We start from the raw sequence: 21,110 nt of genomic DNA on the forward strand, positions 1-21,110 counted from the left end.
CCGGAACCTACACTGTCGGCGGATGCGTCATGTCGGTGAACGACAGAGCCGAGTCCCAGGCGAGACGACTGGAGGCCTCTCCCCGACCTGTGCGCACCCGATAAGCCGCCCACCGCGCGTAGCGCCCATCGGCCCGCCGCGCCAGCACCGGCACGGCACGCAGGTGCACGCCCTCCCTCGGCAGTTCTTCCCCCGGGAACGTCAGGGGCGTTGGACGTAGGGTGATTCCCCTCGGCAGGACGGGAACTCCGTCGCGCAGCAATGCGGCTTTGCGCAGCGATACCTGACCGGGCGTCAACGCCACGGGTGCCAGCGGGATCCAGTGCGCGGGCACGACGGATTGCAACCTGTACGCCCGCTCCCCCTGGGTGAGGCCCTCCGGCCACGGATCGGGGACGGGCGGACGCTCGCTCGCGCGCCGCCGCGGATCCCCGCTTCGCCCCTGTACCGAGTTCTCGATGGCCCAGGCCATGTTGGCCATCTCGTCGCGCAAGAACAGCACGTCTTCGAGGGCCTCGCCCACGAGTGTGCCGACGGCCACGGGAGGCAGCACGATGCCGGGGAGCATCCGTCCGGCCGCCGAGGCAACGCCGAACATGGTGAACGCGGGATCGGCGAGCTCCGGAACCGTCACCACGTCGCCGAAGTCGTCGGTCAGGGTGACGGTTCCGACCCTGTTGACCGCGCCGAGCAGGCCGTCGACAGGCACGGCCAGCCAGTCATCACCCGAGGACAATGCGAATTCGGCAAGGCAGAGCCGTGCGAGGTCATTCGTCTGCGCCTCGATGGCGCCCACGTCGACCGCGCCGTCCTCGAGCTGCCAGTAGCGGTCGGCCGGCATGCCGGGGAACCGCAGCGGAGTGGCGAGCATAGTCGCCTCGCTGCCGACGGGGGTGCCGGCCGGTGCCTCGTCCGGCAGCCCGGCGCTGGCGCCCTCGACCCATTCGAGGTCGCTCCAGCGTACGGATGCCGAGCCGAATTGGGTGCCCCGGGCGAACACGGCGTCAGCCTCGTCACCGAAGCGCAGCGCGAATCGGTACTCCAGGCGTTCGGTCGACCAGGCGCCCCCGGAATCCGGCTCGCCGCCGAGCCAGGCCAGCCACTCGGCGATCGCCGAACGTGCGGCCGCGGCATCCGTCGCCTCGTCGATCCAGCCGGGATCCCCGGCGCGCAGCTCGGTGGCGAGTGTTCCCCCGTCGGGAACGGCGCCGCCGAGTACGACGAAGAGGCGGGCGGCCTGCGGGTCGTCGAGTCCGAGTGGATCGTTCGGGTCGTCGTCGAGGGCGAGTGGATGGCGACCCGTGAGCGTGCGTGCGAGCGCTTCTTCGCCGACGTCCGCAAGGAGGTCCACGAGCTGGGCTCCTGCCTCGGCGCGCTGTCGCAGGCCGTCGCCGAACGCGAGCTCCGGCACGTCCTGGATGAGCTCCTCGAGAAGCGCCCCCTCGCGCCACGGCCGCCAGTCGGCGTCTGCCAGATCGATCGCGGCGCCCGGCAGGGGGGCCCAGGCCGTGATCGGCAGCGCGCTCGACGCCACGTGCACCGACACGACGGATCCGGCATCCTCGCCGCTGAGTTCGCCGAACTGCCACTGCCGACCGAGCATCCACGCGGCATCGCCGATGCGCGCCTCGGCACCCGGGGCAGGGTCGCCGGTGACCGAGTCCGGCTCGAGCCGCACCATGGCCGGCGGGTCGGCAACCTGCAGCAGCTTCAGGATCCCCGCCAGGTTCTGGTCGGTCACCGCGCTGACCATCATGTCGATGGGAATCTTGACGGCCATCACTTCACCTCCGACAGGAACGGGATGCCGACCCCGGACCATTTCACCTTGGCCAGCTCCGTGAACTGGAGCCCTGTGCGGATCTGCAGCCAGGGGCTCGCCACGTAGATGGCGGGCAGGATGGCCGCGTCCCCCGGCGTGTGCTCATAGGTCACCAGCCGGGCCTTGGCCAGTTCCACGGCTTCCAGAACCGTCGCCACGACGGAATCGGTCGTCCACCTGGTGCCGTCTGGCGACACCGCGGAGAGCAGCACCTGCGGCGCCCTGGCCGATGCCTGGTTGGCGTGTACGGCGAGCCCGGTGGTGGCCCTGGCCGCGCGCAGCGGGTTGTCCGGCGCAGCTGGATCGAATGCTTTGGGGTCTGGTTGAAACGGCAGTGTCTCGGCCCAGCCGTCGATCGCGAGTCCGGCAAATGGGCCGGCGAAGTCGTCATGGCCGCCGACGAGTTCGACGACGAGGTGGCTCGCGGATGCCGCCGGCCAGGGGACGTCGTCGGGGAGAGACCCGGCCAGCCAGCGCTCCGTGCCCGCAGCCGGATCTCCGGTGGCGTCGTCGTGCTCGGTGAGCTGCACGATGCGGAGCGGGATCGGGATGCCGAGGGCCCCTCCGAGCAGTTGCGCCTCGGCGAGGCGGCCGACGCCGGCCTGGACCGTCGCGTGATCACGCAGGAAGGCGTTGATGTGTGCATGGGCCGGCTGTTTCTTCATGGCCGGCGTGACGATGGCGGTGTGGAATGAGTCGGTACCGGCGGGCTCCGTCAGCAGGGGCAGGAGCAGGAAACCGTCGCCGAGGATCCCCTCGGCCACGGCGCGGCAGGCGTCGACGATCTCGCCGGTGGTCGCTGGGACGTCGCGCGCCGGGTCGCGCAGGGCCACGAGCGTCGCCCGTGCCTGACCCAGGCGTGCGAACGCCGCCTGCCACGCGCCGACGGCCCAGGCGACGTTCGCGGGAATCGCAGTATCCGGAATCAGGGGGACGCCGAAGGCCGCGAGCCCGCGCACGGCGTCGATCACGTCGGCCACGGCATCCTCTTCGACCGCGAGGTCGTCGGAGTCGATGGCGGCGATGACCGCCTGGCCGGAGGCGAGCACAGCAGCGAGGGCGTCGAGCACAACGCCCACACGCGCGAGCAGCTCGTCGGTGTCGATCCGGCGTTCCGGGGCAACGCCGGTGCGCACGAGGGAGTCGGGGCCGAGCGGCGTTCCACCGGCAGCGAGCGAGCGAAGGCTGCCGGCGAGAGTGGCGGCGCGCAGCAGCCCGTCGGCCAGCGGCGAGTCGCCCAGAGCGGGTATGGCCGCACGCAGCTCCCGGTCGAGTGATGCCGCGTCGTCCGCGAAGACCAGGTCCAGGGCGGCCCAGCCTGCCTCGGCGAGGGTGTGACTGTTGGGGGCTTCGGTCACCGTGATGCCGGCAGGATCACCGAGGCGACGCGCCGCCCACGCTTCCAGCCTCGGTTCGGCGAGCGCGCGCGGGCGGGTGCTCGACCAGCCGGTCGCGCCGGCCGGGATGGCCGCGAACACGCCGTGGGTGAGGATGCGACCGGTCTGGCGCACGCCCAGGATACCGAGGTCTGGATCGACGGCGGCGCCGCTGGCCATGGCATCCATCGCGGCAGAGGCGCGCGACGGGTTGCCCGAAGAGTACTGCAGGACGCTCTCACTCAGAAGGGCATCCGAGACGGCGTCGAGTGTGGCCGCAGCTCCGCGCATGGCTGCGACCAGAAGGTCCCACTCAGCGTTCGACACGGGGTCCCAATTCTCGACGAAGGCGTTGTCTGGCTTCCGGCTGAGGCGGGCGCGCAACGGCGGGTTGACCACGGTGAGCGTATCGAGCGGGAACAGCCGCAGGAGTTCTGCGCCGTCGACGACATCGGCGGCGGCGACGCGCGCTGCCGCGACCTCCTGGGCCTCGTCGTTGCCGAGCTGATCGGTGGCCGCAGGCGCGATCTGCCGCAGGCTCAACTGGAACCGGGCCGCCGAGGTCCCGGCGAGGCCGCGTTCGATCTGGTACCCGAGCAGGGCGCCGATCGACTGCCCGGCCGCGACCCCTTCGAGCACGCGCCGGAGCTCGACGCCGCGCCGACTCGACAGGTCGATGGCGAACGGTTGTTTCCCCGGCAGTGCGCCGATGTTGGAGCGGTGAGCGCTCGCGAGGACGCCGGCGGCGACGGCGTGCGAGCTGCTGGGCGCGTGGATCCAGCCATCCGGATCGCTTCGGTTCGTTCCAAGACGGATCTGCTCGACGTAGCCGAACGCGCCGATGGTCATTCCGACGGGGGCGGTGGCCGCCAGGGTGGCCCGGCGTGCCGTCGCGATGCCCGTCGCCCACGCGTCGACTCGATGGGACGCCAGATCGAGCGCAGAGGCGACGGCGATGCGACGCTCGTCGAGCGGCGCCGCCGCGAGCGCGATCATGGCGGCGCGAACCTCGCCGCCCACGCCGAAGGCGTAGAGCAGTTCGGTAATGGCGCTGCTGCCGAGCCACCTCGCCTGCGCCGTGTCGCCGAGGTCGAGCGCCACCTGCGCCAGGGAGGTGCGGGCCTCGGCCACTGGTTCGATGGCGGCGATGCTCACACGCTCGGTCGGCTGGCCGTCGAAGTGCTGCACGGCAGCGACCCGCTCGGCGGCGGCGAAGAAACGCTCAGGGGCCGTATCGTCGACGGCGGCGTCGGCGGATGCCGCCACCGTGATGATCCTCCTGATCTCGGGGTCGAGCTCCACGAAGTCGATCAGCGGGCCGACGAACTCCTGGGGCGCGGCGCGGAACCTCAGTCGCTTGGCGCCGTCCCATGCGATGTCGAGCAGGGCCTGCAGCACGCTGTCGACCTTCGGTGTTGTCCCGGCCAGGATCTCGGCTACGACGTCGGCATCGCGCTCCGAAACGAGGGGCAGACCGATGGTGCGGGAGTCGTCGTGCGGCGCCGGAGTCTGCAGGATCTTGGCGGCATCGACGGAGAACTGCGCCAGCACGGCCGTGCGCAGGTGAGCCTCGGCCTGCAGTTGGGCGGGATCCGCTCCGGTCGCGGCGGCGAAGGACGCGAGCTGAGGGCCGTCGACCGCCGGTCGGGCGCGCACGCCGGTGGCCACAGGGCTGGTGCCGAGCATGTCGAGCAGGTCCTGGTCATCGAGTTGGCCTCCGGGACGCACATGGGGAACGACGGGTGATCGGCTCACCCAACGGGCGAGCGTGCGCCGGATAAGAGGTACGAGCTGCGCCGTGGTCTCGCCGGAGCGCGGCTGCCAGGCGTCGAGATCCGTGACCGGCAGCACGCCGTATGGCTGGGCGCCGATGCGCAGCGCGGGGGCCGCCCCCGCTCCGCGCACGTAGTCGCGGTGCAGGCGCCTGGCCGACTCGATGCTTCCCGGGGTGACCGCGGGGATGGCGAGGTCGTCAAGGCGCTCGAGCACAGGCTCCCAGGTCGCGAACCAGAGTGCGGTATTGGCGGCGGCCTGGGCCTCGTCCAGGGTCGAGACCGGTCCGGCGGGGATGAGATGCTCGACGGATGCGGCGTCGAGACCGAGAGCTGCCGCGAGCAGGATGGCGTCCCGCGACGGCGTGCGCGATTCCACTGGCGGGGCGCCGGCGCTCGCGGCCGGACGATAGGGCGAGCGTTCGGCATCCGCATTGTTGGTGGCGGTTCCGGCGGCCAACAGGGAGACGCCGTCGCTGAACCGGTGACTGGTGAGGAGGTCGACGAAGTCGGCGGCGTTGGCCTCCTCAGAGACCGAGTTGCGCGTTCCGACCACCACGATGCGGTCGATGAGCGTGGTGCCGCCGGGCAGCTGCACCTCCACCCCCAGGCCCGCCTTCTTGGCCGCCTCGAAGTCAACTGTCCACTCCGAGCCGGCCGGCACGGTGAGGCCGGCTACCTGGCTCAGCTCGTCGTCGCCGAACGCGATCGGCGAGAGCGGCACGTCGGTCGCCACCGGCGAACCGGTCACCGTGATCGGTGCTGCTCCGTTCGGAAACACCCGCACCACGAACTGGTCGGGAAGGCAGCGGGCCACGGTGCCGTGGGCCACCTCCTCCGGTGATGCAGGGAAGATCGGGGCGCCCTGTCCTCGGGTGGCGAGGTTGGTGGGCGTCGTGACTTCGGCCACCCACCCGGCACGGCGTTCTCCCACGGCCGCGCTGAGTGCGGGCCAGGCGACCGCATCGGCGACGTCGGTCCAGACGGCCGACCAGTACGCCGCTCCGGCGGCGACCTCGGCATCCGTCACCGAGCGCAGCAGGCTGTCGATGTGCGCCTCGTCGGGCGAGATGCGCACCCGAAGCGTCGAAGTGCCCGGAGTCAGCTTGCTCTCGATGCGGACGGGTAGCAGCACCAGCGGAACCTCGGGAGACGCATCACACGGGTCGAGGCGGTCCCGCAACCCGCCGATGATCTCGCGCAGGTCGTCGTCGAGCGCGAGGATCTCGCCGCGCCGAACGTGGTCGGCCGGCCGCCGGATGAGCGTTCGGCGCTTCTCGGCAAGGGTGGCGATGCGCTCGCGAACTCTGGCCAGGACGGCTGGGGTCTCGACGGGCATGGTCTACGCCTCTCTCACGATGAGGTCCGTCGCCTGGAATGCGACCCGCACCGGACGGTGCAGGTGCTTCTCGGCATAGGCGGCGGAATGCGGTGCTGTGTCGGTGAGGTGCTTCTGGTCGGCCGGCAGCTGGGCGTCGGCCGGCCGCTGGAATCGGGTGGCGCTGGGATGCTCGGCGATGGTGATCCACCACTGCTCCCCGTCGAGCTCGTCGACGGAGAGGTCGACGCCCACGAGCGCGATGTCGGGATCGAGCACCTCGGAGAAGAGCACGGGGGCGGTCTGCTGCGGAGAGCCGACCTTCTCAAAAACCGGATCGCGCACAGTGCCCTGGTTCTTCACCGCCTGGATGATGAGATCAGGGAAACGCCGCACAAGCTCGCTCTTGACCACGATCACGGCACGGCCGTCGCCACCGCCGAGGGAGATCTGCGCCGCGAGAGGCGTCGCCGGGAACAGGTGGATGGGTGTCGCCAGCTCGTCGGCTGTCGGGTTCCAGAAACGGTGGAAGTAGGTGCCGCGCTGGTCGGTCGGGTAGCCCCGCCAGAGCAGCTCCCGGCCCATTTCGTCGCTCAGGCCGACGAAGAACGCCGCCATGAACTCACTGTTGGTGGAGAGTACAGTGACGAAGTCGCTTGCCGGCAGAAGGCCGAGCCCGGGGACGAGCCACTCACGGTCGTACTCCTCGAGTGCGCGGTACATCGGCCGGTCGAAACGCGGCGCCGCCATGATCGGTGCGATACGCGGCTGGGCGAACCAGCGATCCGCGAGGCCAACGCTGAGGTGAAGTCTCCCGGCGAGGGAGGAGCGCACGGTGTGCCGGGGATCGATCTCCCCGATGATGGCGGCGGATGCGACGGCCAGGGCGTCGCGGTGCGGCACGGCATCGATCGTGAGCAGGGCCCCGGGATCGATGAGCGACGTCATCTCGGCGCGCAGCACGTCGAGCGGAAGCTCGTTGATGCGATCAAGGGCGGGGGTGAGCTTCACCTCGGCCAGGTCTGCGAACTGGGCCAGTCCGGCATCGAGTTCGGCCACGTCCCTCATGTCGCCGAGTTTCTTGAGGTGCTGCGCGTCGATGACCCTGAGGCCGCGTCCGCCGATGAGCACGTGGCCTTCGACCGGGACGCGACGGAAGTCGCCGCCGCCGAGGGGAACCCGCACCGCGCCACCGCCCTGCCGGAGGCGGCCCACCGCGCCGCCGATGGGTGATCTCCTGATGATCGGCGCGCGCGGGTTCAACGGTGCGACGATTGGGCCGACCTCGAACGGGTGCAGGTCGACAGGGTGTACGTCAACGGGGTGTACGTCAACGGGGTGCACGTCGACCGGGTGCAGGTCGACAGGGTGTACGTCAACGGGGTGCACGTCAACGGGGTGCACGTCGACCGGGTGCACGTCGACGATGCCGAGGTCGACCAGCACCCGGTCGTTCAGCTTCACGGCCGTACCTTTCAGGCGTTCGCGCAGCGGGCTGGCGATCGTCGCCTTCGAGAGCGAGAGCTCGGCGGCGAGCGGGCCGATGCGCTGGGCACGGATGGACTCGATCGCGGGAACGGATGTCGAGCGCAGCAGCCGCTCGCTCCACCTTGTGGCGAGGTCCGCGCGCAGGTCGAAGCCGGTGTCGACGGCCTTCCAGCGGCTCGGCTCGGTGAGGTAGGTGGCGAAGCCGCCCGTACCCTCGACGCGTGCGTTCGCCTCCTTCAACAGTCCGCCGATGGTGTCGATCGGAGCGCCGATCGCCGCACTGACGAGCTGCAGGTCGAGGTGGGCGACGACATCGGCCGTGAGCCGCCCGATGCCCTCGGGGTTCGCGTATACCCGGGTGAAGTCCCGGAGCCCCGCGTCCGTTCCCACGACGTTGCCCGCGCGTTCGCGGGAGGCGGCATCCGTTCTCCTGATCATCGGTCCGGCCGGGCGGGTGACCCGCCGAAAGGCGCTCGTCGTCGCTGCGACCGGGGTCGAGCTCAGGACCACATCGGCGAACAGCGTGCTGCCCGCAGCGACCGAGATCCGGGTGGCGAGAGGAGCGGCGACCTGCAGCAGGTGCCCGGCCTGCAGCTCACTGATCCTGCCGTGGAGCCTGGTGGCGAGCAGTTCTGCCAGCTGTGCCAGGCGGATGGCGCGATTCGCCGCCTCCACCTCCCCGAGCTGGGCCCACGCCGACTGCATCAGACGCTCCTGGTCCCTCTGTACCACCCGGGTTCCAAGCCCGCCCACGATGCGCTTCACCGGAGCGAGGTTCAGCTCGGCGAACCAGTCGGAGCCCTCGATGACGGCACTCCCGCGATGCAGCTTGGCGTAGATGCGCGGGCCGATGATGGGCAGGTCGGGCACGCCATCCGTCTGCTCCTGCGTGCCCTCGATGGCGGCAGGCAGATCGAGTTCGGCGCGCAGGCCGTCGACCATTTCGGCGGGCCAGACCGCCGTCTCCGCGATCTGCTGCTCAGGAGTTGACGGCGCGCTCGGCGAGAACAGGGCACAACGCAGCACCTGCTTGCGCCCGACCTCGTCGGCACCGAGGGCCCGCAGTGGCTTGCCCGGCTGCGACGTGTCGATGAACTTGCGCCCGACCTCGTAGGGTGCGGCGATCCCCTGCAGCTTGATCGCGAGCGAGCGGAAGTCGCCGTCGGGATCGGTGCGGAACTCCCAGCTGTCGTAGACCGGGAGTCGCACCGGGTCTGGTGAGGAACTGGTCCAGGCCGGGTCGAGGGTGCCGCCCGCGAGGCCGAGACCTCCGCGCACGCCCACGTCGGTCGTCGGCACGAGGGCCGCGATGTAGTCGGTGTCCTGTTTCAGGATGCGCGGTGAGATGACCCGGGACAGGTTGACGGGAGCGTGCGCTGGTGAGAACCGGGCGGAGAGGTCCTGCCCTGTCGTCGTGGCCGGTACCTGGGCATGCGCCCACAGGTCGGCGCGAGTGAGCGTCGGCAATTGCGCGAGCGCCACCTGGAACACGGGGAGCAGTGTCCTGGACGCCGGCTCGCGCATGACCGTCGAACGCTCGAGCACGACGAGAGTAAGCCAGGGACGCATGACCGGAGCCTGCTGTGCGGCGCTGAACGCCCACGGCAGCTCGGGGCGATCGAATTCGATGTGGGCCAGCACCGTCTCCTCGGCTGTGCGAACGCCCGGGGCGGGGAAGCGCCGCACGATCTGCGCCGGGTCGATGCCGCGCACGTCGCCCGGACCGTACAGGGTCACCGAGAGGTCTGCGGATGCCGATCCCCCGGCGCTGTCGGTCAGGGGAACCTTCACCTCGGAGCTGGAACGCACCTTGCCGGGGGGCGGAGCGCTCGCCGCTGCGGAGAGGCCGCCGACGACCGTCGACGCGAACTCGAGCGACTCGATCGCAACGGCGCTCTCATCGAAGTCGTCCTCAGGAGCGATCGCCAGGGCGAAGGCGTCGCGCACCACATGAGTGGCCGTGCGGTCGAGCGGCGCGACGACGCTCGCTGCGATGGCATCCAGGTCGGCCATCAGGTCACCCCTTCACGATCATGCGCGTCGCAGTTGCGGCGCTCTCGGTGTTGATTGCCGCTGTCACGAGCGCGGCCTGCGTGGCGCTCAGTTCTCCGAGGCCGGCGAGCAGCGCCGCACCGGTGGCGGCATCCGCGATCCTCGACGAGCCCTTGTCGGAGACCGTGACACCGGCGTTCGGCGGAGCCGGCTGCGTGTACGGATTGCCGACCTCGCGCACAGCCCTGCCCACGTTGGTCTTCGTGGCATAGGAGTTCGCGATGGTGGCGAACGTCCCCGTGAACTCGATCATCGCCGATGGCTCGTCGGGATTGCGCACGTAGGTCTGGTACGCCACGGTCGCCGACGTCGGGGTTCCGACCTTCGGGGTGGTCGCCGCGGCGATGCGGCATCCGCCGGTCATGTCCTCGAAGCCCGAGCGGGCGAGCAGGGACTCGCCCTCGAGCGCGAAGAACTGCCCGGGGGCGAATGCCGTCCTGAGCTCGCTGACGGCGCCGACGAGCCCGGAGTCTGGGGTCGCCGTCGGAGTGCCGATGGTCACCATGTCGGCCTTCACCGATGCCGAGCCGATGCGCGCGATCTTGACGCCCAACGGCACCTGGGTCTGCGACACCTCGACTCCGGCCAGCGGATGCCCGATTCGGCCCTCGACGTCGTCGACCTCGGCCAGGGTGACGAGTTGCGCGGCGTGGTCGGGCAACTGTACTTTCCAGGCGTCGGGCTCGTTCATCGCCGCTGCGGCGATCTGGAGGGCATCGACCGTGGCGATGAGCGGCGGCGGCTTCTCACCCCACTCGACGGGACCGAGATCCTCATCGAAGGTGGGGAGGAACCAGACGTCGACCTTGATGTGCCCAGCCAGGCGGAACGGTTTGGTCCCCTCGAGCGAGCCGCGGAAGACGATGGAGCAGAGCGTGAAGCCGAGCAGCTCAACCTCGACGCCCACCTCGATGGTGATCTTGAAGGCGAAGCGCGGCGCCCAGATGAAGATCATGTCGAGCGTGAGCCAGGCCTTCGCCACGATGACGGAGAAGTCGGCGTTGAGGCGCCCATCGACGCCGAGCATGACCGAGCCCGCCGTGATGGCGAAATACGCCTTGATGACAAAACTGATCGCCTTGGACGGCGAAAGGTCGATGGTGACCCTGTCCATGTCACCGAGCTTCGGCTTGCCGCCCGTCAGCTTCTCGTACTCGGGGTGAAAGCCGCCGACCGAGAACTCGAACGCTCCGTTGCCCGACCACTGGATGTAGAGGCCGAGGTCACCCGAGATCTTGATGCCGGCCACGGTGGAGTCGCGCATGCTCGCGAACAGCAGCAGGTAGTCGGGGGTGATCGCCACGAAGACGTCGGCGCGGATGTCGGTGATCGGCGCCTCCTTTGTCGGCACTCGCACCCGCAGGGAGCCGAGAATGACGATCATCGGATCGGGAAGCGCGAGCACCACGCCGAGCTTCATCTCCACGAACTTCGCCTGCGAACCCCAGCCGAGTTCGACGATCGGGCCGAAGACGAAGCCGCCGTCCTTCGGCGGGAACACGTGCGCCACCTTCTCGAGCAGCTTGGGCGCCTCGGCGACGGGGTTGTCGGGGAACAACATCTTGTCGAGGATGTGCTCCTTCATCCCGGAGCGGAGCTCTTCGAGGTCGAGACCGCGGTTGAGCGCCAGGATGCCACCGATGCCGTTCAGAGTGAATCCCATGCTGAGGTCGATCGCCACGGGGAAACGCACGCCGATGACGAGCACGATGGAGAACGGGTCCGGCGAGAGGATGACTATGGCCGACAGGCCGAACTTGAGGATCTGAAGCTGGACGACCCCGCCGAACTCGACCCGCTTCACGTCCTGCCCGCCGACCTTGTAGGTGCGCTCGACGCGTTGGATGAACCCGCCTCCCGTGACGGGGCCTGCCTTCACTCGCAAGCCGATCGCATCCGGCCAGCGAGGCGAGACGGGGAGGTTGAAGACGGCCTGCTGCTCGGCCTCACCCTCGGGTGTCACCACGAAACCGGAGCCGACGACCTGCAGCCCGATGACATCCCCCAGCTTCGCGGCGATCGACGTGGTGAGTTCGAATCCGGTGACCTCCCGAGCCGGGTTGCGCACGAGCCCGAACGCCACCTCGCGCAGTTCGACCCCCGGGAACGAGAAACGCGTGGGCAGAACCGCCTTCTCATTACCGCGGCCGTCACCGATGTAGAACCCCTGTCCGGTGTCGAGCGAGACCGTCGTGAGGGTCGTGGCCTTCGGGTCTTCGGAGCCCGGCATGACCTTCGCCAGCAGGGGGTCGCTCGTGAGGCCGGGCTGCAGGATCGTGCGGAAGCGCAGACCGAGGATCGCCACATCGCCGATGAACCACTTGCCGTCGCGCTCCAGCAGGCTGGTCTTCTCCTCGGCCGTCGGGTTCGCGATCTCGCGGTCGCTGAACTGCAGGAACGCCTCGAACGTGACCTGGTCGAGCGTCATCGCGCCCAGCTTCACCTGGCCGGAGCGGAGGAATGTGGCAGCCAGGAGGAACTTTCCGTCGGTGCGGTCGAGGGCGAGGTTGTCGCCGAGCTTCTTCACCAGGTCATCGACGCCGAGCACGTTCTTCCCGAAGCTGTTCAGAAGCTTGCCGGAACCGGCGCCGAGATTCTTGAACGGTTGCGCCCACGGGTTCCAGAGATCCATCAGGCCGGAACGGATGGTCTCGTCGACGGTGCCGTCCGCCTTCTTGGCCAGCTCCTTGGCGACGATGTTGAACGCCTCGTCCATCGCGGCGAGGGCCATGCCGATGCGCACAGCGACCCTCGCGGCGGTATCGACGTTGAAGTCGTCCTTGTCGATGTCATCTGCCGACTCCTTCACCATCTTGGCGATGAGCTCGGTCTGCTTCTTGATCTTCTCGGCAATCGGTTCCACCAGGGCGACGGCGGCCTTGATGTCGGCCTTGAGCTTCTCGAAGGTCGGCTTGACGTCGCCGACGGCGCCGAAGGTGACGATCGACTCGAGGAACGGCACCGTGTCCTTGAAGGACGTGCCGCTCATGGCGCCGAGGCGTGAATTGGCGAAAGCTTCGATCCCGTTGAGGAATCCGGTTCCGATGTCGGTCATCGTGTCCCACTTTGTGTTCAGGAGCAGCGCTGGCCTGCAGTCCTGGCTTCGTGCGTCCGTCCGCAGTGCTGCGGACGTTTCGGCTCCGGGCGCGGAACGACGAGTGTGCAGACTCGAAGCGCGAGCGGAGGACGCCCGAACACAGCGGGCATCGCGAGAATTCAGTTGTTCCGGGGGTGGTCAAGTGGCGCGACGTTGCGGGAGCTGAGAACTGATCTGGGCAAGAGCATAGACCCGGGGCAGGGCGGGCGTCTAGAGCACCGTCCCTCCTCACGTCAGCACGAATGGCAACGTCGTACTATCGGAGAATGAAGGTCATCGCGGTCTACAGCACCAAGGGTGGGGTCGGCAAGACAACGACGGCCGTGAACCTCGCATGGGAAGCATCCCGGAACTCGCGTGTTCTGCTCTGGGACCTCGACCCGCAGGGAGCCGCGACCTTCGTTCTCAACGTCAAGCCCAAGGTCAAGGGCGGCGTGAACTCGCTCGTCACGGGCAGGACAGATGCAACGGCATCCGTTCGGGCCACGGCATACGAGCGACTCGACGTGCTGCCCGCCGATGACAGCTACCGTGACCTCGACCTCGTGCTCGACGCCGCGAAGAAATCGACACATCGTCTCGGGCGCATACTCGAGTCGGTCGCCAGAGAATATGACGTCGTCGTGCTCGACTGCCCTCCGGGATCGTCCCTCGTCGCAGAGAACGCCCTCCGCGCAGCCGATGTCGTGGTCGTTCCGCTGATTCCGTCCCCGCTCTCCCTGCGGTCGCTCGACCAGGTGGTCTCGATCGTCACGGAGTCCGCGAAGTCCACACCCATCCTGGCGTTCCTTACGATGGTCGATCGGCGCAAGACCGGGCACCGAGTCGCAGCCGAATCATTGCACGGCGCCCGACCGGAGGTGCTTGCGATCAGCGTGCCCGCGACCGTCGTGGTCGAACGGATGGGTGCCGAACGAGCCCCGGTCGCAGCCTTCGCCCCGAACACGACTGCCGCCCGCGCCTACAAGGACCTCTGGACCGCAGTCGCCGCAGCGGTGCATCTCACGAAGCCGGCCACAAAGCCCACGAAGAAGAGCCACCCCAAGGCCCATTGACACGCGACCCTGCCGGGAGGCTGTATTCGACCGCTATCCCGTGGTCTGGCGCTCTGGCCGCAGGAAACGGGTCTGCAGGGATGCCCAGGGGCTAGAACTGGGCCGGTCGAGAGGCCGAGCCATAGCCTTCGAGGGGAGGCGGGTAGCCGTGCATCGCGAGCAGCTCCGGCGCGTACTGCTCGTCACGGCCGCCAAGGATGATCGCCCAGACGAACGGCAGGAACATGCCGAGCACGAGCATCCCGGAGTCTTTTCGGAACGCGATCCCAATGCGGTACATGCCGATGTAGACGAACACGGAGGAAACCACATTGCCGCCGGGCACAAGCCCCAGCCACACCCAATTGCCGCTCTGACCGCCGAGCCGCAGCAGCGTCCACGTCTGCAGGAAGGGAACCCACGCCTTCCAGGAGGGTATTCCCGTCTTGCGGAACAGTGTCGCGAGCGACGCAGCAAGGAGGAGGTAGCCCGCGAGGAACGACACGAACACGATTCCCGCGGTCGCGGTGAGGACCACGCCCAGTGCCGGTGTGAGAGCGCCCAGATCGAAGCGGCTGAAAGGCCCCTGGCTCGCGAGCGTGGCCAGCGGCGCCGAGAGCGCGCGATCGTTCGCATCGATCGCGAGACAGGCGACAAACCGGTCTCCGACGGCCCACTCCTCCTCCGTCGGATTGAACCAGATGTACGTCAGCCAGCTGGGCACGCCGGAATCGAAAGCTGCACCGCAGCGAGATTCACCGACCGAATTCAGCTGAGCCGTCGACGGGTAGTCGCCGGCAGGGAAGGTGAACGTGTTGTACACCTCGCTGCCGTGCGGGGAACCGCAGTCAAGGATGTCGACCGTGTCGTAGACGACTGTATTCGCGGAGATGTCCGTGCACTGTCCTGGCGTGAGCTGGCTGAACGGTTCCGTGTCGACGACCAGAGAACCGTGTAGATCGGGAGCACCGGGCGCCCCGCTGCCCCCTGCAGATGACTGCGGCCACGCGCATCCCGAAAGGGCCAGAAGCGCGAGCACACCGATCATCCCGCCGAGGACTGCTCGTCGTGCCACAAGTGCGGGCCGCAGCGGGCCGGAGCGTGTCGTCATCGACATGATCCTATGGGCGCGACGAACAATGATCCGGGCACCGATTGTCCGGCGTGTCGCCGAGCCCAGACTGGCGAGAGGTTGTGGCACCCACAGCGGCACTTGTGGCGAAAAAACCTGTGCCTGGAAACAAAAGAACCCCTGGTTTCCGCGGAAACTCAGGGGTTTTAAGCTGGGGTACCTGGACTCGAACCAAGAACAACTGAACCAGAATCAGTCGTGTTGCCAATTACACCATACCCCATTGGCCGTTGGCCTCTCCGAAGATCGGCCGACTCGTAACTCTAACCCACAGAGCGGATGCTGGCCAAACTGAGCGCCACATCGGCGGGTTGCGAGCCCCGAATCATCGGTTCACGCCCGTCAGCTCGCGACCACCGGCGAGCTCGCCGCGTCAGCGGCCACGACCGCAGAGAGCACTCCGAGCCGCGCGAGCGACTCGCCTCGGCCGAGGATCTCCATCGACTCGAACAGCGGCGGCGACACGTTCCGGCCCGAGATCGCGACGCGCAACGGCCCGAACGCGACCCGCGGCTTGAGCCCGAGCCCCTCGATGAGCGCAGCGGTGAGCGCCTCGTGCACCCGGTCGTGGGTCCACTCGGCCTCGGGAATGCTCTCGAGGGTCGTGACGGACGCCGCGAGGATCTCGGCGGCATTCTTCGGGAGGCTCGCGAGGGCATCCGCCTCGTGCACGAGCGCGTCGCTCGTGACGAACAGGAACCCGAGCATGCCCGGCGCCTCGCCGAGCAGCGCGATGCGCTCCTGGATCAGCGGCGCCGCGGCCGTGAGCACGGCCTGGCGGGCGTCGCCCAGCGGCAGGTCGACGACTCCGGCGGAGACGAGGTAGGGCACGATACGCGCGGCGAAGTCAGCTGACTCGAGCAGGCGGATGTGGTCACCGTTGATCGACTCGGCCTTCTTGAGGTCGAAGCGCGCCGGGTTCGGGTTGACGTTCTCCACGTCGAAGGCGGCGACGAGCTCGTCGACGCTGAAGACGTCCTGGTCCTTGGAGAGTGACCAGCCGAGCAGTGAGAGGTAGTTGAGCAGCCCCTCGGGGATGAAGCCGCGCTCGCGGTGCAGGAACAGGTTCGACTCGGGGTCGCGCTTGGAGAGCTTCTTGTTCTTGTCGCCCATCACGTAGGGCAGGTGGCCGAAGCGCGGCACGAAGGTCGTCAGGCCGATCTCGATCAGCGCGTGGTACAGCGCGATCTGGCGGGGCGTCGAGGACAGCAGGTCCTCGCCGCGCAGCACGTGGGTGACGCCCATCAACGCGTCGTCGACCGGGTTGACGAAGGGGTAGAGCGGATGCCCGTTGGGGCGCACCACGACGAAGTCGCTGAACGAGCCGGCCGGGAAGGTGATCTCGCCGCGGACGAGGTCGTCGAAGCTGATGTCGGTGTCCGGAACCTTGAGCCGCAGCGCGGGGGCGCGGCCCTCGGCACGGTAGGCGGCGCGCTGCTCCTCGGTGAGGTCGCGCTCGAAGTTGTCGTAGCCCTGCTTGGGGTCGCGGCCGAGGGAGACGTTGCGCGCCTCGATCTCCTCGCCGGTCGCGAAGCTCTCGTAAATGTGGCCAGAGGCCTTGAGCTGCTCGACGACGTCCCGGTAGATGTCGTAGCGCTCGGACTGGCGGTACGGCCCGTGCGGTCCCCCGGCGTCGACGCCCTCGTCCCAGTCGAGCTTCAGCCAGCGCAGCGCGTCCTTGAGCTGCAGGTAGCTTTCCTCGCTGTCGCGGGCGGGGTCGGTGTCCTCGATCCGGAAGATGAAGGTGCCGCCGGTGTGCCGCGCGTAGGCCCAGTTGAACATGGCCGTGCGAACGAGACCCACGTGCGGGGTTCCGGTCGGTGAGGGGCAGAACCGTACGCGAACATCCGTGCCGGTCGCGGTGGAAAATGGGTACACAGTGGTCTCAGACATCGGTATCGAGTCTACTTGGCGCGTCGATCACGCGGTGGGTGCACGCGGGGACAGGTGCGTGCCTGCGTGCGTGCGGGGCACTATCGGGCGGATACGGTGAGCGATGCGAGTGCGCGGAGGGTCTCCCCCAGCGCCGGCACGCCAATGGCCCCGTCAGCGGTGACGGCATGGAGCGTGCGATACTCTCCCGGCCGGGTCGGACGGATCAGCACTCCCGACCGAGCGCCGACGGAGTCGATCGCGAGCGTCGGCAGCACGGCGACGCCGATGCCGGCGCCGACCATGCCGAAGACCGCGGCGACATTGTCGGTCTCGTAGGAGATGTCCGGAACGAACCCGCGCCGTTCGCAGAGCTCGAGCAGGTGCCCGCGGCAGCGCGGGCAGCCGCCGATCCAGCGCTCGCCCGCGAGATCGCCGAGGTCGATCGACTCCGCATCGCCGAACCGGTGGCCGGCCGGAACCACGAGCAGCACCTCGTCCCGTCCGAGCGTCGTGACCGAGAGCCCCTCCGCACTGTCCCGGTGCGGGTCGACGAGGTCGCCGGGGTAGCTGAACGTGATCGCGAGGTCGACGCGGTTCTCGCGCACGAGGGCGACGGCCTCGGGTGGTTCGGCTTCGACATAGGTGATCGACAGCCCCGGATGCCGCCTCCCCAGGTCGGCGAGCAGGCGCGGCACGATCGTCGCGGACGCAGAGGGAAAGGCCGCAACCCGCACCCGGCCGGCCCGGAGACCCTGGAGTTCGGCGAGGTCACCTGCGGCGGCGTTGAGGGCTCCAGTCACGGTACGGGCGTGCCGGGCGAGCAACCGGCCGGCCTCGGTGAGACGCACACCCCGGCCGACCCGCTCCACCAGGGCGAGTCCCACCCGCAGCTCGAGGCGCTTGAGTTGCTGGCTGACCGCGGGCTGGCTGTAGCCGAGGGCGCGGGCCGCTGCCGTGATCGAACCGTGCTCGGCGAGAGCCTGAACGATGCGCAGCGAATGGGAGTCGAGGGCGGAATCGGCGAGAGGCATCCTCAAGGATAACGCTGGGTTATGGTTTCTATCACTCACTGGCGATTGTCGAATGAGTGCGAGCGGCGGATGCTGGAGGAATGACCAGCCCAGCCTCCCCCGACACGACCCGCTCGCGAATCGACGGTCCGCCACTGGGCATCCCCGCAGCCCGGGCGCAGTTCCCCGGCGGGCGCGGGTACCTCGCCGCCTGCACGCTCGGGCTGCCGACGGCCGGAACGGTCGCGGCCCTTCGCGCAGACCTCGACGCCTGGGCGAGCGGCTCTGCCTCGGCCGCAGGGTACGCCGCGCTCGTCGAACGGGTGCGTGCCGTCTACGCGCGGCTCGTGATGGTACCGGTGCGCCGGGTGGCAATCGGTTCCCAGGCTTCCGTGCTCGCGGGCCTCGTGGCCGCGAGCGTTCCGGACGGGGCGGAGGTGCTCTGCGTCCACGGCGACTTCAGCTCGATGGTCTTCCCGTTCCTGAACCAGGCCCACCGCGGCGTCACTGTGCGACACGTTCCGCTCGCGCACCTGGCCGAGAGCATCACGGGTAACACCTGGTTGGTCTCCTGGTCACTCGTCCAGTCCGCGACGGGCACTGTCGCCGAGACGACGGCGATCATCGCCGCTGCGCGCCGTCACGGGACCTTCACCCTGTGCGACACCTCACAGGCAGCCGGGTGGATGCCTGTGGACGCCTCGGTCTTCGACGCCACGATCTGCCACGCGTACAAGTGGTTGTGCGCGCCGCGCGGCGTGGCTTTCCTCACGATTGCCGAGGGGTTCGGCTCCGTCGTGCGCCCGGCCCAGGCCGGCTGGTACGCCGGCGAGGACGTCTGGGGCTCCTGTTACGGGCCGGGAATGCGGCTCGCGGCCGACGCCCGTCGTTTCGACGTGTCGCCGGCGTGGCAAACCTGGGTCGGTGCGGAACCCGCCCTCGAGTTCTTCGGCACACTCGACCTGGCCGAGGTGCGACGGTACGACGTGGGCCTCGCCGACGCCTTCCGCGCCGGACTCGGCATCGACCCGACCGAACAGACCGGCCAGGCCACCGTGACGTGGGCGGATGCCGCGGGCACCGACCTCGCGCGCCTCACGGCGGCCGGACTCACGGCATCCGGTCGGGCGGGCCGCGCTCGCGTGGCCTTCCACCTCTGGAACGATGCCGACGACGTTCAGGACGCGCTCCGCGCCCTCGGCCGCTGACGCCGCAGCCGCTGACAACGCGACCGCCGGCACCGCGTGAGGTGTCGCAGATCGAGGTTCGCGGGCCTCCGGAACCTCGATCTGCGACACCTCAGGCGCGCGTGCTTCTACTACTTTGCAGCGACGACGGCGATGATCCGGGCCGCGAGCTCGCCGGAGGATGCCGGGTTCTGACCGGTGTACAGGTTACGGTCGACTTCGATGTGCGCGGTGAACGGCGCCGCCTCGACGAAGTCCGCGCCGAGGTCCACCAGGCGGGTCTGCACGAGCCAGGGCGCCTTGGGCGCCAGTCCCCCGATGACCTCTTCCTCGTTCGTGAACCCGGTCATGCGATAACCGGTGAACGGCCAGCTGCCGTCCGCGCGCTTCGCGGCGAGGAGCGCGGCAGGGGCGTGGCACAACACGGCCAGGATACGGTCGGTGTCGAGCGCCTCGGTCATGAGCGCGCCGGACGTCGCGTCGACAGCGAGGTCCTCCATCGGGCCGTGGCCACCGGGGTAGAAGACCACGTCGTAGTCGGCGACATCGATGTCGTCGATGCTGCGCGGGGCGTCGAGCTCCTCGCCGATCGACCCGAGGTAGGCGATGATCTCGGCGGCCCGGTCCTCCCCGCCCGCGGCCTGGGGGGTGAGGCTGCCGCGGTCGATCGTGGGCGCGACCCCGCCGGGAGTCGCGATGGTGATGGACCATCCGGCCTCGCTGAATCGCCGGTGCGGTTCCGCGAGCTCCTCCGCCCAGTACCCGGTCGGGTGCAGGGTGCCGTCATTGAGGGTCCAGTGGTCAGCGGCGCTGACGACGAAGAGTACGTGGGCCATGATTCTCCAATGTTCAAAAATGGGTGGATGCGTGTCGTGGAGCGGGATCGAGTCGGCTCAGACGGTCGTGCGCACGACCATCTTGCCGGTGTTCTCTCCGCGCATGAGGCCCAGGAAGGCCTCGACCGCGTTGTCGATCCCGTCGACGACGGTCTCGTCGAAGACGACGGCGCCGCTCGTCAGCCATCCGGACATCTCGGTCGAGAACGCGCCGAAGTGCTGCAGGTAGTTGCCGACCGTGAACCCCTTCAGGGTGAGCCCGCGGGTCACGATGTTCGACATGTTGCGGGGTCCCGCGGATGCCTCGGTCGTGTTGTAGAGGGAGATCGCGCCGCAGAGTGCAGCGCGTCCGCCGTCCTTGAAGGCGCCGAGGGCGGCCTCGAGGTGCTCTCCCCCGACGTTGTCGAAGTACACGTCGATGCCATCGGGTGCGGCGAGGGCGAGCTGGCCGGCGATGTCGCCGTCCTTGTAGTTGAAGGCGGCGTCGAAGCCGTATTTGCTCGTGAGCAGCGCAACCTTCTCGGGCGTGCCTGCGGAACCGACAACGCGGCCGGCACCCTTGAGGCGGGCGATCTGGCCGACCATGCTGCCGACGGCCCCGGCTGCGCCCGAGACGAAGACCGTGTCGCCGGGCTTCATGCCCGCGATGTCGAGGAGGCCGACGTAGGCGGTGAGAGCGGTCATCCCGAGCACGCCGAGGTAGGCGGAGAGCGGAACGCCGGGCAGTTCGGGCACGACGCGGAAGCCCGCGGCGGGGGCCTGCACGAGGTCGCGCCAGCCGTACTGGTGCACGACGACGTCGCCGACGGACACTCCGTCGGCGGCAGATGCGACGACCCGGCCAACCGCGCCACCGGTCATGGTCTCGTCGAGTGCGTAGGGCGGCGAATAGCTCTTCACATCGTTCATCCGGCCGCGCATATAGGGGTCGACGGACACGAACTCGTTGGCGACGCGGATCTCGCCGGGCGCGAGCTCCGGCAGGTCGACGTGGACCGTGCGGAAGTCGGCCGCCGTCGGCCATCCGACGGGGCGTGCGGCGAGCTGGATCTGGGTGCTGGTATTCGCTGTCATGGGTGACTCCTGAACTTCTCTGTGCCGAACGTGGGGC

At 68.9% G+C, this 21,110-nt stretch carries 11 protein-coding genes and 1 tRNA gene; 2 read left to right on the forward strand and 10 right to left on the reverse strand.

Going from position 1 to position 21,110, the window contains the following annotated elements; all coding sequences use genetic code 11:
* Positions 1-7 precede the first annotated feature (7 nt).
* The 4 genes from RHM57_RS09900 to RHM57_RS09915 are packed head-to-tail and all read right to left on the reverse strand — an operon-like array spanning position 8 to position 12,883.
* The gene (locus RHM57_RS09900) at positions 8-1,780 is read right to left on the reverse strand and encodes a hypothetical protein (RefSeq protein ID WP_134447410.1); all 1,773 of its coding nucleotides are present in this window, start codon (positions 1,778-1,780) and stop codon (positions 8-10) included.
* Positions 1,780-6,309 carry a hypothetical protein gene (locus tag RHM57_RS09905; RefSeq protein WP_322187875.1) on the reverse strand — a complete coding sequence of 1,510 codons (4,530 nt, stop codon included), beginning with the start codon at positions 6,307-6,309 and terminating at the stop codon, positions 1,780-1,782. Before RHM57_RS09905 ends, RHM57_RS09900 begins: the two co-directional genes overlap by 1 nt.
* A 3-nt stretch (positions 6,310-6,312) precedes the next feature.
* Positions 6,313-9,789, reverse strand: a complete 3,477-nt coding sequence (locus RHM57_RS09910; protein WP_322187877.1) for a hypothetical protein — start codon at positions 9,787-9,789, stop codon at positions 6,313-6,315.
* Positions 9,790-9,793: 4 nt separating this feature from the next.
* The gene (locus RHM57_RS09915) at positions 9,794-12,883 is read right to left on the reverse strand and encodes a DUF6603 domain-containing protein (RefSeq protein ID WP_322140871.1); all 3,090 of its coding nucleotides are present in this window, start codon (positions 12,881-12,883) and stop codon (positions 9,794-9,796) included.
* Positions 12,884-13,191: 308 nt separating this feature from the next.
* Here RHM57_RS09915 and RHM57_RS09920 point away from each other — a divergent pair, with 308 nt between their 5' ends.
* Positions 13,192-13,980, forward strand: a complete 789-nt coding sequence (locus tag RHM57_RS09920) for a ParA family protein (protein WP_134447403.1) — start codon at positions 13,192-13,194, stop codon at positions 13,978-13,980.
* Positions 13,981-14,071: 91 nt separating this feature from the next.
* Here the strand turns inward: RHM57_RS09920 and RHM57_RS09925 are convergent, their stop codons facing one another.
* The 4 genes from RHM57_RS09925 to RHM57_RS09940 all read right to left on the reverse strand — a co-directional run bounded on the left by RHM57_RS09925 (position 14,072) and on the right by RHM57_RS09940 (position 17,997).
* Complete coding sequence (locus RHM57_RS09925; RefSeq protein ID WP_166787300.1) at positions 14,072-15,070, reverse strand: DUF5684 domain-containing protein; 999 nt, start codon at positions 15,068-15,070, stop codon at positions 14,072-14,074.
* A 172-nt stretch (positions 15,071-15,242) separates the two neighbouring features.
* A tRNA-Gln gene (locus RHM57_RS09930) sits at positions 15,243-15,314 on the reverse strand.
* 119 nt (positions 15,315-15,433) lie between these two features.
* Positions 15,434-16,984 (reverse strand): glutamate--tRNA ligase, encoded by a 1,551-nt coding sequence (gltX, locus tag RHM57_RS09935; protein ID WP_322187880.1) that lies wholly within the window; start codon positions 16,982-16,984, stop codon positions 15,434-15,436.
* Between the two features lie 80 nt (positions 16,985-17,064).
* Positions 17,065-17,997 carry a LysR family transcriptional regulator gene (locus RHM57_RS09940; RefSeq protein ID WP_322140873.1) on the reverse strand — a complete coding sequence of 311 codons (933 nt, stop codon included), beginning with the start codon at positions 17,995-17,997 and terminating at the stop codon, positions 17,065-17,067.
* A gap of 80 nt (positions 17,998-18,077) precedes the next feature.
* Between RHM57_RS09940 and RHM57_RS09945 the strand changes: the two genes are divergently transcribed.
* Entirely contained in the window at positions 18,078-19,184 is a 1,107-nt protein-coding gene (locus RHM57_RS09945) for an aminotransferase class V-fold PLP-dependent enzyme (RefSeq protein ID WP_322187882.1), read from the forward strand.
* Between the two features lie 110 nt (positions 19,185-19,294).
* Here RHM57_RS09945 and RHM57_RS09950 read toward each other — a convergent pair whose 3' ends face one another.
* Positions 19,295-19,999 (reverse strand): type 1 glutamine amidotransferase domain-containing protein, encoded by a 705-nt coding sequence (locus RHM57_RS09950; RefSeq protein ID WP_134447394.1) that lies wholly within the window; start codon positions 19,997-19,999, stop codon positions 19,295-19,297.
* A gap of 57 nt (positions 20,000-20,056) precedes the next feature.
* Positions 20,057-21,073: an NADP-dependent oxidoreductase gene (locus RHM57_RS09955; RefSeq protein ID WP_134447392.1), complete on the reverse strand. Its 1,017-nt coding sequence runs from the start codon at positions 21,071-21,073 to the stop codon at positions 20,057-20,059.
* Between the last annotated feature and the right edge of the window lie 37 nt (positions 21,074-21,110).

This window comes from Cryobacterium sp. 10S3 (assembly GCF_034344045.1).
In the GTDB taxonomy this organism is placed as follows: Bacteria; Actinomycetota; Actinomycetes; order Actinomycetales; family Microbacteriaceae; genus Cryobacterium; species Cryobacterium glucosi.

Coding starts and splice junctions, on each gene's coding strand:
- RHM57_RS09900 (WP_134447410.1), bottom strand. CDS start 1,780: ATGGCCGTCAAGATTCCCATCGACATGATGGTCAGCGCGGTGACCGAC.
- RHM57_RS09905 (WP_322187875.1), bottom strand. CDS start 6,309: ATGCCCGTCGAGACCCCAGCCGTCCTGGCCAGAGTTCGCGAGCGCATC.
- RHM57_RS09910 (WP_322187877.1), bottom strand. CDS start 9,789: ATGGCCGACCTGGATGCCATCGCAGCGAGCGTCGTCGCGCCGCTCGAC.
- RHM57_RS09915 (WP_322140871.1), bottom strand. CDS start 12,883: ATGACCGACATCGGAACCGGATTCCTCAACGGGATCGAAGCTTTCGCC.
- RHM57_RS09920 (WP_134447403.1), top strand. CDS start 13,192: ATGAAGGTCATCGCGGTCTACAGCACCAAGGGTGGGGTCGGCAAGACA.
- RHM57_RS09925 (WP_166787300.1), bottom strand. CDS start 15,070: ATGACGACACGCTCCGGCCCGCTGCGGCCCGCACTTGTGGCACGACGA.
- gltX (WP_322187880.1), bottom strand. CDS start 16,984: ATGTCTGAGACCACTGTGTACCCATTTTCCACCGCGACCGGCACGGAT.
- RHM57_RS09940 (WP_322140873.1), bottom strand. CDS start 17,997: ATGCCTCTCGCCGATTCCGCCCTCGACTCCCATTCGCTGCGCATCGTT.
- RHM57_RS09945 (WP_322187882.1), top strand. CDS start 18,078: ATGACCAGCCCAGCCTCCCCCGACACGACCCGCTCGCGAATCGACGGT.
- RHM57_RS09950 (WP_134447394.1), bottom strand. CDS start 19,999: ATGGCCCACGTACTCTTCGTCGTCAGCGCCGCTGACCACTGGACCCTC.
- RHM57_RS09955 (WP_134447392.1), bottom strand. CDS start 21,073: ATGACAGCGAATACCAGCACCCAGATCCAGCTCGCCGCACGCCCCGTC.